Source organism: Pseudomonas caspiana, assembly GCF_002158995.1.
Classification (GTDB): domain Bacteria; phylum Pseudomonadota; class Gammaproteobacteria; order Pseudomonadales; family Pseudomonadaceae; genus Aquipseudomonas; species Aquipseudomonas caspiana.
Window position 1 is genome coordinate 78,380 of sequence record NZ_LOHF01000005.1, and the last position, 14,288, is coordinate 92,667.

The following is a 14,288-nucleotide window of genomic DNA, read 5'->3' on the forward strand; positions in this document are numbered from 1 at the left end:
TGTGGGAGCTCACTTCAACTCGTGCAACGGGTACTTTAAAACCGCACGGTCGTCGATGCCCACAGCGTGCGGCCGTAGTTCACGGTGCCGTAGGTTTCGTCGTCCAGTCGTTTGTCGGTCAGGTTGTACAGCGCGGCGTTGAACGAGACGTTTTTGGTCAGTTCATACGAGCCGCCAAAGTCTGCCGTGGTGTAGCCCGGTGACGATTCGTCGGTGATGGTGTTGCCGTACTCCTCGCCGTAGTAGTTGACCGCTGCCCAGAGCTGGGTCTTGTCGGATAGCGTCCAGTCAGTGCGCACGTTGGCTTTCTGCTTGGGCGTCAGTGCCAGCGGTGCACCGGCATTGGCCCCGGTTTTTTGTTCTGAATCGGTGTAGGTGTAGTTGGCTTTCAAGGCCAGATCGCTATTGATATCCCAACGACCATTCAGCTCCACGCCCTTGATCACGGCTTTGTCGACGTTGACCCGATCCATGACGATAAAACCATTCCAGGTTTCGGTGGTGGTGACCGTGGACAGTTTGTCCTTGAAGTCGTTGTAGAACGCCGTCGCACCGGCCGACAAGTCGTCGCGATTGGACCAAAGGGCCGACAACTCGTAGTTGGTGCTCGACTCAGGCTTGAGGTCCGGATTGCCGAACATCACGAACCGGTTACGACGCAGGTAGGCGTAGTCTTCGATCACAGCGCGCAACTCAGGAGCCTTGAAGCCGCGTGCGACGCCGCCCTTGATGGTCCATTCGTCAGTCGCGTTCCAGACGCCGTAAACACGCGGGCTGAAATGCACGCCGTATTCTTCGTGGTGGTCCATGCGCAGACCGGTAGTCAGGGAGAAGGTGTCGGTCATAGCCCACTCGTTCTCAGCGAACAACGCCTTTTGCACGACGGAGAAGTCGTAGTCGATGCGATCACCCAGGCCCTGGTTCCAGTCAGTGACCGTCGTCTCGTTCCATTGCAGGCCAGTGGTAGTGATGTTGTGTTCGGTCGGGATTACCAGCTTGGCGTCAAGCACCGAGTTCTTCACGGTAGGCTTGCGGCCCAGCACATCAGCCTGCGCAGCGTCGGCCTTGCCTTCGCGGCTGGATTCTTCCTGTGCGAACGAGATGTCCGACGTCGCCCAGTCCCAGCGTCCCTGGTGAGAGATCGACCAGTGATCGCGGTTGTTTTCCTGTTCGCGGGTGGCCCAGTTGGGGCTCAGGCCGTCGCCGTTTTTCAGGCGGGTGGCACCGGCTTCCAGCAGGATGTCGTGGTCGATGGTCGGGGTGAAAGCCAGGCGCGCGGTCAGGTCCTTATGGTCTGCCTTGCTGAAGCCATTGGTTTCTTCAACGTCATTGTCTGCCTGACGATCCAGATAACGTCCCCAGACCTGCAACCCAAGAGTGTCCTGAATCAGTGGGCCATTGAGGTAGAACTGGGTCTGCCGTGCATTACCCTGGTCGCTGTGTTGACGTGCCGAATAGTCGTAAGTGACCGAGCCACCCCATTCGGTGGAGACTTTACGGGTGATGACGTTGATCACGCCGCCAATCGCATCGGAGCCGTACAGCGAGGACATTGGGCCACGCACAACTTCGATTCGCTCAATGGCTTCGGCTGGCGGGATGAAGCTCTGCTCATAACCCGAGTTGCCGTTGACCCTTGATTCCCGAGCGCTCTGGCGTTTACCGTCGACCAGGATCAGCGTGTAGTCGGCAGGCATGCCGCGAATCGAAATATCGGTTTCGTTGGCGCTGCCATTGACCGTCACGCCTTCGACATCGCGCAGGGCGTCGGTCAAGTCGCGAAAAGATCGCTTGCGCAGCTCATCGCCGGTGATGATTGTCACGGAAGCAGGTGCATCCTCTACGCTCTGCTCGTAACCGGCGGCGGTGACGGTCACGTCTTCCAGAGTGATCGCCGGGGCGGCGGTAGTTTCTTGAGCCTGAACGCAGGCGCTTTGGGCGATGAGGCACGCCAGCGCGAGCTTCGTCATGGCGACAGTCGGCCGCAAACGAAAAACAGAGTGCATGGAACTTCCTTACGATTCGGGGTTAAACGTTAATAGTAAGGATTCTCATTGGCGAAGGTTGGACAAGGTGTGACAGGGGCTATTGAATTCAGGGGCGCTGATTGAGCATATGCGCCTGCTAATTTGACTGCGACCCCGTAGGAGCTCACCGAGGTTACGAGGCCAGCGATAGCGATGTGTCAGACACGCCGTCATCGCTGGCCTCGTAACCTCGGTGAGCTCCTACAGGTCTGAGTGTGCTGCATGACAGCGTGGTGGCAGGTACGGCAGTCTGAATCTGAAACAGGGAGAGTGTTTTGCTGGCTACGGCGTTGGTGTTGATCGCGGCGATACTGCACGCGACGTGGAATACCCTGATCAAATTCAGCGGTGAGCGGTTGCTGGTCATCGCCAGCATGGATTTCGTGGCGTTGCTGTTTGCGGTGCTGGCCGTGGGTTTTGTCGAGCCTCCACCTGCTGCAATCTGGCCGTGGATGATCGCCTCGGCGTTGTTCGAACTCTTGTACAGATATCTGCTGATTCAGGCCTATAGAGTCGGCGACCTCGGGCTCGTCTATCCGCTGATGCGGGGCCTCTCGCCGCTGGTGGTGCTGGCTCTGACCCTGATCTTTGTCGGCGAAGAACTGAGCACTCAGCAAATCCTCGGTATTCTGCTGATCCCTTGCGGCATGATTTGTCTGCTTTGGCAGGGCGGCGGCGGTGATCGATTGCCTTGGTCGCTGCTGCCCGTGGTTGCATTGATCGGGGTGTGCATCGGCTGCTACACCTGGATCGATGGCCAGGCACTGCAAATGGGCGTGCATCCGCTGGATTATCTGGTCTGGCTCACCCTGATCAGTGCCTGGCCGTTTCCACTACTGGCAATCACCTACAAGCGTGCACCGTTCAGCCTGTTTTGGCGTGAGCAATGGCGACTGGGCTTGAGCGTCGGCTTATGCGTGTTGCTCAGCTACGCTCTGGTGTTGTGGGCAATGCAATTGGGGTCGGTGGCGGAGGCTGCTGCCTTGCGCGAAGTCAGCGTGATTCTGGTGGTGCTGTTTGGCATGCGCTATCTGAAAGAACCTTTTGGTCGGCCCCGGCTCTTAGCATGTGGCCTGGTTCTGCTTGGCATGCTGGTTATGAAAATCAAACTATAAGGATTCTGCTATGACGGTTGCATTCTGGTGCGTATTGGTCGCGATTATTCTGCCGATCGTTTGTGCAGGCATCGCCAAGTTTTCCAGTGGCAAGTTCAATGGCAAGCACAACCACAACCCGCGTAATTTCCTGAATAACCTTGAAGGTTTGCCTGCGCGTGCCAATGCGGCGCAGCTCAACAGCTTCGAAATCCTGCCGGGCTTTGCCGCAGCAGTGATCATCGCCCACATTGCGGGCAACGCACAGTTGGTGACGATCGACGTAGTTGCGGTCCTGTTCATCACCAGCCGCCTGCTCTACATCATTTTCTATCTGGCTGATTGGGCTGCACTGCGCTCGATCGCGTGGTTGGTAGGCATTGGCTTGATCATCGGGTTGTTCATCGCTTCAGCCACGCCGCTGCCTGCCTGACTGCGGCAATCGAGCGCTTGGTCTTCAAGAGGCGGCCGAGGATACTGGCCGCCATTTCTGCGGACCCTGCTGGATACAACTTTGAAAAGATTGTGCGCTGTGCTGCTCGCCTGCCTGACCGTGAGCGCGTGTGGCGGTGTAGACCCGAACTCGCCATTGGCCCAGCGCAAGGCAATCTTCAAGGACATGCTCAAGACCAGCGAAGACCTGGGCGGCATGTTGCGTGGGCGAGTGGCGTTCGATGGTCAGCGATTTGAAGAGGGCGCGCTCAAGCTCGACAGCTTGGCTCATCAGCCGTGGAAACACTTCCCTGAGGTGAAAGAATCAGATCACACCAGCGCCACGGACGCCGTTTGGCAAAAGCAGGCTCGTTTTCAGGAGCTGGCTCGTTCGCTGGAGTCAGAGACTGCTGAACTGGTCGTTGCCAGTCATGAACGCCCCTTCAAATCAAGCACACTGACACCGGCCCTGAACAAGGTTCAGGCAGTGTGCGAGGCGTGTCATAGAGAGTTTCGTAATCATTGAAATTGATGCAGTCGCAGGGTCTGTAGGAGCGCACGAGCAGCGCGAGGCCGCGATAGCGGTGTGTTTGACAGAACGCTATCGCGGCCTCGCGCTGCTCGTGCGCTCCTACAGGGAATACATTTGAGTTCAAAGGATTGAGCCGTTTGCGACTCATTCCTGCGGCTGAAGGTCTTCGAGTTCTGTCTGGGCGTCCTGCAGTTCTTTGCGGGATTCGGCCAGTTTGTCTTTGCGCTTGTTGATTTTTTCCGGGTCGCCCTTACTCATCGCCTTGCTCAGATCAGACTCACGCTTTTTGACTTCGCGCTTGGCATCCAGCACTTTTTGTTCGTGTTCTTTCAGTAGCGAGGCTTCGGTGCAATTTGCGTTGTTTTCGCTTAGGGCTTTTTCCAGGCCAGCCTGCTGAGCCTTGTTGCCGTCAGTTTTTGCTTCTTCGATCTTTTTGCTGATTTCCTGACTTTTGACCACGCATGCGCTGGCTTCTGGTGCCGTTTCAGCCGCCAGAAGCGGGGTTGCCAGCATGCTGCAGCAGGTCAGCAGTATCAGTGGTGAAAAAACCTTCATATGAACTCCTTTTGAAAACCATAACGTCCAGGCTTGATGATTGAACGCCTGGCACTTTAAAAACCTGAAATACCCTGAGCTCGTAATTGTTCACTCAAGGCCTGAACTTGGGGATGCTGAAAGAAGGCGACCAATTGGCTGGCACGACCCGAACCTATGCCCGGTTCCATCTGCCATTGCTGCGCCGTTCGCTTCTCCAGTTCACCCCATTGCTCGCCCAAGTGAGCATTCCCCGTGGGCGGCAGGCCGATAGCCTTTAGCCACACAGCAAACGGCTTTGAGCGAGCCTCCTGCAAACTGTCGAGCAGTTTAGCGCTGCTGCGCTCACCCAGCCCGGAAATGTTAGCAAGCTGTTCGTTTTCCAGGGTCAGCCAGTCGAGCAACCCGTTGATTTTCCCGGCGCTGATCAGGTTATCCCAGGTCCCGGGACCGATTCCGGTCAGCGCCAGACCTTTCTTGCCGCTGAGCCAGACAAGCCTTGCGCGAAACTGGCTTTCACAACCGGGGCTGGGTTGCCAGCAACTGAGTGCATGAAAGTCTTTGGCCTCGGGAATCTGCAAATCGCTGCGCTCGACACTGCGTGAGACGACGCTGTCCAGCCGTGGAATGGTCAGGCCTGCGAGGCTCACCGCCACCTGATCGCCGGGTCTTATATCCAGCGCCTGCCAGCGTTGCAGCGAGCCAACACTGATGCGGCTGATCTGCCGGTCATCCAGACGCACAGGTTCCAACTCCAGCACGGGGGTTATCTTGCCGCTACGGCCGATGTTGAAGTTGACCTTGCGTACCTCCGCCAACGCTTGCGCAAACGGGTATTTCCAGGCGGCGATCCAATAAGGTGCCCTAGCTTGCCAGCGCTGTACGGGAGGTCGTTCGCCCTGTCGGATGATGACGCCGTCAGTGGCAAACGGCAGCGGGTTGCTATACCAGTACTCGCGCCAGCGATGCGCCTGAGCAAAGCCTTTCAGCGGCTGGCTATATTGAGCGCTGTCGTCGAAGCCCAATGCGTTCAAGCCAGCCAGGCGCTCGGTCATTGAGGCCGGTCCGGCAGGCCAGTCCCATACAAACAAGCCGATCTGGTCTGCCTCCTCAGTGCTTAACTCGTTACGGGCCATCATGCCGGCAACCTTGCTGCGCGCGTTCACGCTCCCGGCCTTGGCTTGCACGTGATTATCCAGACGCAGATACAACTCGGCCTGCAGCACCAGGGTTTCCTGCCAGGGCAGATGGGTGGGAATGGCTGCGATGTGTTTTGCGTGTACGGTCCAGTCTTGGCCTGCATCTCCGTCGCCGCGACTGATCGCTTGTACCAATTCCCCGTGTTCATAAACCAGCGTTACCGCCACGCCATCAATCTTGGGTTGAATCCAAAGATCCGACCGGCCCTTTAGCCAGTCGCGCACTGCAGCTTCATCGCTGAGCTTGTTGACGCCGGTGTGCGGAACAGGATGACGAACCATCCCTCTGGCAGTCTTCAAAGGGTTATCGGCTTCGGTGTTGGGCTTGGCAAAACATGTTCGCCAGAACGCTAGACGCTGTCGGGACTGGTCATAGAGTTCGTCGGCAATCAGCGAGACGCCTTGTCGGTGATAGCTGTCATCCCACGTAGCGATTTGTGTTTGCAGGGCGGTGATTGAATGGCGGGCTTTGGCGGGTGTCCAGTCGGGACATGGGGTGGCGTGGGCGGTAAGGCTGGTAAGCGTGAGGGTGATGGCGGCCAATATGCGCATCGAAGCATCCTTGCTTGAAGAGGTGCTTGTGAGGCTAGCGAGCGCTGAGTGACATGTCTGGTTGCGCTGATTACTGAATCATTCAGCCAGTACAGATGCCGCTCTTTTGATTCGCGACTGTGTCTTTGAAGAGTGAAATGCTGCCTTCACTATTACTGCTCCCTTGTCCAAGTGCTGATGGGTGACTCATGGATATCTCGACTCTGGCGGTTTTCGTGCCGGCCTGCTTTGCGCTGAACATGGCGCCCGGTCCCAACAATCTGCTTTCGATCAGTAACGCGACTCGCTATGGCTTTGCCCGCGCCTGCATCGGCGGGCTGGGACGTTTGCTGGCCTTCGCTATCATGATTGCGCTGGCGGCGCTGGGGCTGACCGCAGTGCTGCACACTTCAGAGTGGTTATTCCATGCGATCAAAATCTTTGGTGCGGCGTATCTTTTTTATCTCGCGGTGCAACTGTGGCGGGCGAGTCCAGAGGAAGAGGGCAGCGTGGTCGGTTTAGAGAAAGGTCTGTTCAGCCTGGCTCGGCAGGAGTTTCTGGTGGCGATTGGTAATCCGAAAGCGATTCTGTTGTTTACCGCTTTCTTGCCACAGTTCGTTGATCAGGCTGGAGCCGTGACGGAGCAGTTCGCGGTACTCGGCGTTTTGTTTCTGGCGCTGGAATGCCTCGCCATTGCGATCTACGCCTGGATGGGCATTCACGCCCGCCGATTGTTTGCGCGGCCCAGTGGCAAGCGACTGTTCAACCGGGTGTGCGCAGGGTTGCTGGCCAGCGCGGCTTCGGTTTTGTTGGTGGCCAGAAGAGCTTAGAAATGGAATGGAATTTCCTGTAGGAGGCCATCCAGCATCCCTGACACAGCTTTGTTGCGCAGCAAACGGGGACTTGTAGGAGCGCGCTTGCCCGCGATTCGGTCTGTCAGTCGATGAACATAGCGCCTGTGCTGACGTGATCGCGGGCAAGCGCGCTCCTACAGGTTTTACCTGGCCAAAACCAAAAAGCCCCTGACGACCATAGTCGCCAGGGGCTTTTTGTTACGCCTGAAACTTAAGGCGTATTACAGACCGGCAGCGGCGCGCAGGGCGTCGGCGCGGTCGGTTTTTTCCCAGGTGAACGTGGTGAAAGTATCGCCACCCACGGTCTTGGTTTGCGGTGTGCGACCGAAGTGGCCGTAGGCTGCAGTTTCCTGATACATCGGGTGCAGCAGGTCGAGCATGGTGGTGATCGCGTATGGGCGCAGGTCGAAGATGTCGCGGACCAGTTTGATGATCTTGTCATCGCTGATCTTGCCGGTGCCGAAGGTGTTCAGCGAGATCGAAGTCGGTTGTGCGACGCCGATAGCGTAGGAAACCTGAATCTCGCAGCGCTCGGCCAGGCCCGCAGCAACGATGTTCTTGGCAACATAACGGCCAGCGTAAGCAGCCGAACGGTCAACCTTGGATGGATCCTTGCCGGAGAACGCCCCGCCGCCGTGACGGGCCATGCCGCCGTAGCTGTCGACGATGATCTTGCGACCGGTCAGACCGCAGTCACCCACCGGGCCGCCAATGATGAACTGGCCAGTCGGGTTGATGTGGAACTGGGTGTCCTTGTGCAGCAGCTCAGCTGGCAGCACGTGCTTGACGATCAGTTCCATCACGCCTTCGCGCAGATCGTTGTAGGAAACTTCAGGGTTGTGCTGAGTAGACAGAACGACTGCGTCGATGCCGACAACTTTGCCGTTCTCATAGCTGCAAGTCACCTGGGACTTGGCATCCGGGCGCAGCCAAGGCAGCAGGCCGGATTTACGGGCTTCAGCCTGACGCTTGACCAACTGGTGCGAGAACGCGATTGGCGCTGGCATCAGCTCTGGGGTTTCGTTGCTGGCGTAGCCGAACATCAGGCCTTGGTCGCCAGCGCCCTGATCTTCAGGCTTGGCACGGTCAACACCCTGGTTGATGTCAGGGGACTGCTTGCCGATGATGTTCATCACGCCGCAAGTGGCACCGTCGAAACCGACGTCGGAGCTGGTGTAGCCGATGTCGCTGATCACATCACGAACGATCTGCTCGAGGTCAACCCAGGCGCTGGTGGTCACTTCGCCAGCAACGATGGCAACACCGGTCTTGACCAGGGTTTCAACGGCTACGCGAGCGTGTTTGTCCTGAGCAATGATTGCATCCAGAACCGCATCGGAAATCTGGTCGGCGATTTTGTCTGGGTGCCCTTCGGACACGGACTCGGAGGTGAAAAGGGAGTATTCGCTCATCTCTACGGGTTTCCTGAATTTTACCGATGGTGAGTGTCGCCAGCCGGTCGCTGAAAATGGCGGACCTGAATCTGGAAACCATTACGTAAGCCTACATAGAGGCTTTCCCCGGGAACTAGCCCCGCAGCGATGGCCCAACGGGCCAGATCTTCCTGTTCAAACCCTAACCAGAGATCGCCACAGGCCTCCTTGGCCCAGCTCTGATCGTGGCTACACAAGTCTGTCACTAACAGGCTACCGCCCGGTTGCAACAGAGTTGCCAGTTGTTTGAGTGCATCTGCCGGCGCGGCGAAATGGTGCAGGACCATATTCAATACAACGCAGTCGGCGCTTACATCCACGGCATCCAGTGCATCGGCGAGCTTGAGCTCTACATTAGCCAATGCCTGCGCCGCGCATAGCTGGCGGGCTATTTCGAGCATCGCCGGGCTGTTGTCCAGCGCCGTTACGTGCTGAAAGCGTCGTGCCAGGTCCGGCAGAAACCCGCCATCCCCCGGACCCACTTCCAGTGCGGTTGCTTGCGGCCCGAAGTTCAGCTTGTCGAGCAGCGACAGCAGGCTTTCCCGGTATTGGGCAAGCCCGGCAATCAAGTCCTGCTGGGCGCGAAATTTTTCTGCCGTACGGGCGAAAAAATCCTGACTGGCGTTGGCCCGCTGACGATGCACCAGGCCAATACGCGACTGCACATCGTTGGGCAGCGCCAGCATGTCGACTTCATCCAGCATGGCTGCATGCAATCTGCCGCCCGGTTGTCCGGTATGGGGCAGGGCGCGTCGGTAGAAAATGGCATTGCCTTCGCGTCGCGTTGCAACCAGATCCGCCTGGGCCAGCACCTTGAGGTGGTGGCTCATGCCGGACTGACCAATGGCGAATATCTGCGCCAGTTCCAGCACGCCGAATGAGTCGTTGGCCAAGGCGCGTAATACATTCAGTCGCAACGGGTCGCCGCCGGCCTTGCACAAGGCAGAGAGGTCGTCGCTGTCGTCGTGACGAATTGCAGGTACGCGCAGGTTCATAGGGCTGGCAGTCTAGTTAGCGACCGTCTATGCCGCAAGGGCAATATCAAAAAGTTTTGATATTGCTTGATGGGCGGTGATTTCAGGGCTATCTAGGACCGTTATTCCGGGCCGGGAGCGCGCCATGGATGAACAAATAACGAAGCGCGAGCAGGAAAAACAACCACAAGCCGCTATCTTTCATTGCTCCCAGGCAGTGCCTGAGGGAAAATGCTCGCCTTTTTCAGATCCATTCTTTTCCAGTTCTCAGGAGATCAGCGATGCCCAGCCGTCGTGAGCGTGCCAACGCCATTCGTGCACTCAGCATGGATGCCGTGCAAAAAGCCAACAGCGGCCATCCCGGTGCCCCTATGGGCATGGCGGATATCGCCGAAGTACTTTGGCGCGACTATCTGAAGCACAACCCGAGTAACCCGAATTTTGCCGACCGTGACCGCTTCATCATGTCCAACGGTCATGGCTCGATGCTGGTGTACTCGCTGCTGCACCTGACCGGTTACGACCTGTCGATCGAAGACCTGAAAAACTTCCGTCAGCTACACAGCCGCACTCCAGGTCACCCGGAATTCGGTTACACGCCGGGCGTTGAGACCACCACGGGTCCGCTTGGTCAGGGTTTCGCCAACGCCGTCGGCTTCGCGGTTGCAGAGAAGACGCTGGCTGCCCAGTTCAACCGTCCAGGCCACAACATCGTCGACCACCACACCTACGTGTTCATGGGTGATGGTTGCATGATGGAAGGCATTTCCCACGAAGTCGGCTCGCTGGCCGGTACTCTGGGTCTGAACAAGCTGATCGCTTTCTACGACGACAACGGCATCTCCATCGATGGCGAAGTTGAAGGCTGGTTCACCGATGACACGCCAAAGCGCTTCGAATCCTACGGCTGGCTGGTGATCCGCAACGTTGACGGTCACGATGCCGAAGAGATCAAGATCGCCATCGACACCGCTCGCAAGAGCGACAAGCCGACCCTGATCTGCTGCAAGACCACCATTGGTTTCGGCTCACCGAACAAGCAAGGCAAAGAAGAGTCCCACGGTGCTCCGCTGGGTGCTGAAGAAATCGCCTTGACCCGTGCCGCCCTGAAATGGACCCACGGCCCATTCGACATTCCGGCTGACATCTACGCCGAGTGGAGCTGCAAAGAGAAAGGCCTGGCGACCGAAGCTGATTGGGATCAGCGTTTTGCTGCCTACTCTGCCGAATTCCCGGAGCTGGCCAACGAGCTGATTCGTCGCATGAGCGGCGAGCTGCCAGCTGACTTCGCTGAAAAATCTGCTGCTTACGTGGCTGAAGTCAATGCCAAGGGCGAAACCATCGCCAGCCGCAAGGCCAGCCAGAATGCACTGGGTGCTTTCGGTCCTTTGCTGCCTGAGTTCCTCGGCGGCTCGGCTGACCTGGCCGGTTCCAACCTGACCATCTGGAAAGGCTGCAAGAGCATCACCGGCGAAGACGCCAACGGCAACTATCTGCATTACGGCGTGCGTGAATTCGGCATGGGCGCAATGATGAACGGTATCGCCCTGCACGGCGGCTTCGTACCTTATGGCGCGACCTTCCTGATCTTCATGGAATACGCCCGCAACGCGGTGCGTATGTCCTCGCTGATGAAGAAGCGCGTGCTGTACGTGTTCACCCACGACTCCATCGGTCTGGGCGAAGACGGCCCGACGCACCAGCCAATCGAGCAACTGACCAGCCTGCGTACCACGCCTAACCTGGACACCTGGCGTCCTGCGGATGCTGTGGAATCGGCAGTGGCCTGGAAGTACTCCATCGAGCGCAACGACGGCCCGTCGGCGTTGATCTTCTCCCGTCAGAACCTGACTCACCAGACTCGCGACGAAGCCCAACTGGCGGATATCGCCCGTGGTGGTTACGTGCTGCGTGACTGTGTTGGCGAGCCAGAGCTGATTCTGATCGCTACCGGTTCGGAAGTGGGTCTGGCCGTTCAGGCGTTCGAAAAACTCAGCGCTCAAGGCCGCAACGTGCGTGTGGTTTCCATGCCATGCACCAGCGTTTTCGATGCTCAGGATCCAGGCTACAAGCAAGCGGTTCTGCCGCTGCAAGTCAGTGCTCGTATCGCCATCGAAGCTGCTCACGCGGACTTCTGGTACAAGTACGTCGGCCTGGAAGGTCGGGTCATCGGCATGACCACCTTCGGCGAGTCGGCCCCTGCGCCAGCCCTGTTCGAAGAGTTCGGCTTCACCCTGGAAAACATCCTGGGTCAGGCTGAAGAACTGCTGGAAGACTGATAGCGATTTACCTGCTGAAGCGGACCCTTGTGGGAGCAGGGCTTGCCCGCGATAAGGTCAACACGGTGCTTGAGACCGAGCTGACCTTATCGCGGGCAAGCCCTGCTCCCACAGAGTTCGCTTGGTAGTTTGCCCAACGAGAACCCCATGCCTCAGCACCGCCCTTACAAAGTTGCACTCAACGGCTATGGCCGTATCGGTCGTTGCGTCGTGCGCGCACTGTGCGAGCGGGGGGCGAAAGCCGGGTTTGAAGTGGTTGCCATCAACGATCTGGCCGATATGGCCAGTCTCGAATACCTCACGCGCTTTGACTCCACACATGGCCGGTTTCCCGGCGAAGTGCGGGTCGAAGGGCAATACCTGCATATCAATGATCACAAGATCAGAGTGTTGCGCAGCGAGACGCCCGAAGGCGTTGACTGGGCGGCGCTGGAAGTTGATCTGGTGCTCGAATGTTCAGGTGTCTACAACACTCGTGAAGATGGCCAGCGCTTCATAGATGCTGGCGCACCGCGAGTGCTGTTTTCCCAGCCTATGGCCAGCGAAGCCGACGTCGACGCCACGATTGTGTTCGGCGTCAATCAGCAAAAGCTGACCGGCACCGAGCTGTTGGTGTCTGCCGCATCCTGTACCACCAACTGCAGCGTACCGTTGTTGCGTTTGCTGGATCAGGCTGTCGGGCTGGAATACATCACCATCACTACCATTCACTCGGCGATGAATGACCAGCCGGTGATAGACGCCTATCACCATGAGGATTTGCGCCGTACACGCTCGGCTTTTCAGTCGATCATTCCGGTGTCCACTGGTCTGGCGCGCGGTATTGAGCGGCTGCTTCCGGAACTTGCGGGCAGAATTCAGGCCAAAGCAGTTCGCGTGCCGACGGTAAACGTGTCCTGCCTCGATATCACTTTGCAAACTGCGCGTGATACCGATGCCGTCGAGATCAACCGCCTGCTTCGAGACGCGGCCACCAGCGGACCGCTCAAAGGGTTGTTGGCCTATACCGAGTTGCCGCACGCCAGTTGTGATTTCAACCATGACCCTCATTCGGCCATCGTTGATGCGAGTCAGACCCGAGTTTCCGGCCCGCGGCTGGTTAATTTGCTGGCCTGGTTCGATAACGAATGGGGTTTTGCCAATCGAATGCTTGACGTTGCTGAGCACTTTTTGCACGTCGCAGACCCACAACAGTAAAAACAGGGATTCACTCATGACCGTGTTGAAGATGACCGAGCTCGACCTGCAAGGTAAGCGTGTATTGATTCGCGAAGACCTGAACGTCCCGATCAAGGACGGCAAAGTCAGCAGTGATGCACGTATCCTGGCGTCGCTGCCGACCATCAAACTGGCGCTGGAAAAGGGCGCGGCCGTGATGGTCTGCTCGCATCTGGGTCGTCCAACCGAAGGCGAGTTCTCTGCCGAGAACAGCCTCAAGCCCGTTGCCGAATACCTGAGCAAGGCCTTGGGTCGTGAAGTGCCTCTGGTTTCCGACTATCTGGACGGTGTCGACGTTAAAGCGGGCGATATCGTGCTGTTCGAAAACGTGCGCTTCAACAAGGGCGAGAAAAAGAACGCTGACGAACTGGCGCAGAAATACGCTGCCCTGTGCGACATCTTCGTCATGGACGCTTTCGGCACGGCACACCGCGCTGAAGGCTCGACCCACGGCGTTGCCAAGTTCGCCAAAGTCGCAGCAGCAGGTCCGTTGCTGGCTGCCGAGCTGGAAGCACTGGGCAAAGCCCTCGGCGCTCCGGCCCAGCCAATGGCCGCTATCGTTGCCGGTTCCAAGGTTTCTACCAAGCTTGACGTACTCAACAGCCTGAGTGCCATCTGCAACCAGTTGATCGTCGGCGGCGGCATTGCCAACACCTTCCTGGCGGCTGCTGGCCACAAGGTTGGTAAATCACTGTACGAGCCGGACCTCCTGGACACCGCTCGCGAGATCGCAGCCAAGGTCAGCGTGCCTTTGCCGGTTGACGTAGTGGTCGCCAAAGAATTCGCTGAAAGCGCAGCCGCGACGGTCAAACTGATCGCCGATGTTGCTGATGACGACATGATTCTGGATATCGGCCCGCAAACTGCAGCGCATTTCGCCGATCTGTTGAAATCTTCCAAGACTATTCTGTGGAACGGTCCGGTTGGCGTGTTTGAGTTCGATCAGTTCGGCGAAGGCACCAAGACCCTGGCCAAGGCGATTGCTGAAAGCTCGGCGTTTTCCATCGCAGGTGGGGGTGACACTCTGGCGGCGATTGATAAATATGGCGTAGCGGATCAGATCTCCTACATTTCTACCGGTGGTGGTGCATTCCTGGAGTTTGTCGAAGGCAAAGTTCTGCCAGCCGTGGAAATCCTGGAACAACGCGCCAAGGCCTGAGGATCAGGCTTTGCAAAAGGGA

General features: G+C 57.8%; 13 protein-coding genes. 8 read left to right on the plus strand and 5 right to left on the minus strand.

Annotated elements, in window-relative coordinates; all coding sequences use genetic code 11:
• Positions 1-35: 35 nt before the first annotated feature.
• Complete coding sequence (locus tag AUC60_RS08540; protein ID WP_087265759.1) at positions 36-2,006, minus strand: TonB-dependent receptor domain-containing protein; 1,971 nt, start codon at positions 2,004-2,006, stop codon at positions 36-38.
• A gap of 296 nt (positions 2,007-2,302) precedes the next feature.
• Between AUC60_RS08540 and AUC60_RS08545 the strand changes: the two genes are divergently transcribed.
• The 3 genes from AUC60_RS08545 to AUC60_RS08555 all read left to right on the plus strand — a co-directional run bounded on the left by AUC60_RS08545 (position 2,303) and on the right by AUC60_RS08555 (position 4,079).
• Positions 2,303-3,142 (plus strand): EamA family transporter, encoded by an 840-nt coding sequence (locus AUC60_RS08545; protein ID WP_087265761.1) that lies wholly within the window; start codon positions 2,303-2,305, stop codon positions 3,140-3,142.
• Between the two features lie 10 nt (positions 3,143-3,152).
• The gene (locus tag AUC60_RS08550; RefSeq protein ID WP_087265763.1) at positions 3,153-3,554 is read left to right on the plus strand and encodes an MAPEG family protein; all 402 of its coding nucleotides are present in this window, start codon (positions 3,153-3,155) and stop codon (positions 3,552-3,554) included.
• A 69-nt stretch (positions 3,555-3,623) separates the two neighbouring features.
• On the plus strand, positions 3,624-4,079 hold the full coding sequence (locus AUC60_RS08555; RefSeq protein WP_087265765.1) for a c-type cytochrome: 456 nt from the start codon (positions 3,624-3,626) through the stop codon (positions 4,077-4,079).
• 150 nt (positions 4,080-4,229) lie between these two features.
• Here the strand turns inward: AUC60_RS08555 and AUC60_RS08560 are convergent, their stop codons facing one another.
• Together AUC60_RS08560 and ligB are read right to left on the minus strand one after the other, a co-directional pair.
• Positions 4,230-4,640, minus strand: coding sequence for a DUF1090 domain-containing protein (locus AUC60_RS08560; protein ID WP_087265767.1), 411 nt, complete (start codon positions 4,638-4,640; stop codon positions 4,230-4,232).
• 56 nt (positions 4,641-4,696) lie between these two features.
• Entirely contained in the window at positions 4,697-6,370 is a 1,674-nt protein-coding gene (ligB, locus tag AUC60_RS08565) for an NAD-dependent DNA ligase LigB (RefSeq protein ID WP_087265769.1), read from the minus strand.
• 188 nt (positions 6,371-6,558) lie between these two features.
• Here ligB and AUC60_RS08570 point away from each other — a divergent pair, with 188 nt between their 5' ends.
• On the plus strand, positions 6,559-7,179 hold the full coding sequence (locus AUC60_RS08570) for a LysE family translocator (protein ID WP_087265771.1): 621 nt from the start codon (positions 6,559-6,561) through the stop codon (positions 7,177-7,179).
• 245 nt (positions 7,180-7,424) lie between these two features.
• Here AUC60_RS08570 and metK read toward each other — a convergent pair whose 3' ends face one another.
• Entirely contained in the window at positions 7,425-8,615 is a 1,191-nt protein-coding gene (gene metK / locus AUC60_RS08575; protein ID WP_087265773.1) for a methionine adenosyltransferase, read from the minus strand.
• A 20-nt stretch (positions 8,616-8,635) separates the two neighbouring features.
• Complete coding sequence (locus tag AUC60_RS08580; RefSeq protein ID WP_087265775.1) at positions 8,636-9,631, minus strand: ArsR/SmtB family transcription factor; 996 nt, start codon at positions 9,629-9,631, stop codon at positions 8,636-8,638.
• Positions 9,632-9,755: 124 nt separating this feature from the next.
• Here AUC60_RS08580 and AUC60_RS27840 point away from each other — a divergent pair, with 124 nt between their 5' ends.
• The 4 genes from AUC60_RS27840 to AUC60_RS08595 all read left to right on the plus strand — a co-directional run bounded on the left by AUC60_RS27840 (position 9,756) and on the right by AUC60_RS08595 (position 14,266).
• Positions 9,756-9,908, plus strand: coding sequence for a hypothetical protein (locus tag AUC60_RS27840; protein WP_158099105.1), 153 nt, complete (start codon positions 9,756-9,758; stop codon positions 9,906-9,908).
• Complete coding sequence (tkt, locus tag AUC60_RS08585) at positions 9,892-11,889, plus strand: transketolase (RefSeq protein ID WP_087265777.1); 1,998 nt, start codon at positions 9,892-9,894, stop codon at positions 11,887-11,889. Before AUC60_RS27840 ends, tkt begins: the two co-directional genes overlap by 17 nt.
• Before the next feature lie 147 nt (positions 11,890-12,036).
• Positions 12,037-13,086, plus strand: a complete 1,050-nt coding sequence (gene epd, locus AUC60_RS08590; protein ID WP_087265779.1) for an erythrose-4-phosphate dehydrogenase — start codon at positions 12,037-12,039, stop codon at positions 13,084-13,086.
• Positions 13,087-13,102: 16 nt separating this feature from the next.
• Complete coding sequence (locus tag AUC60_RS08595) at positions 13,103-14,266, plus strand: phosphoglycerate kinase (RefSeq protein ID WP_087265781.1); 1,164 nt, start codon at positions 13,103-13,105, stop codon at positions 14,264-14,266.
• Positions 14,267-14,288 lie beyond the last annotated feature (22 nt).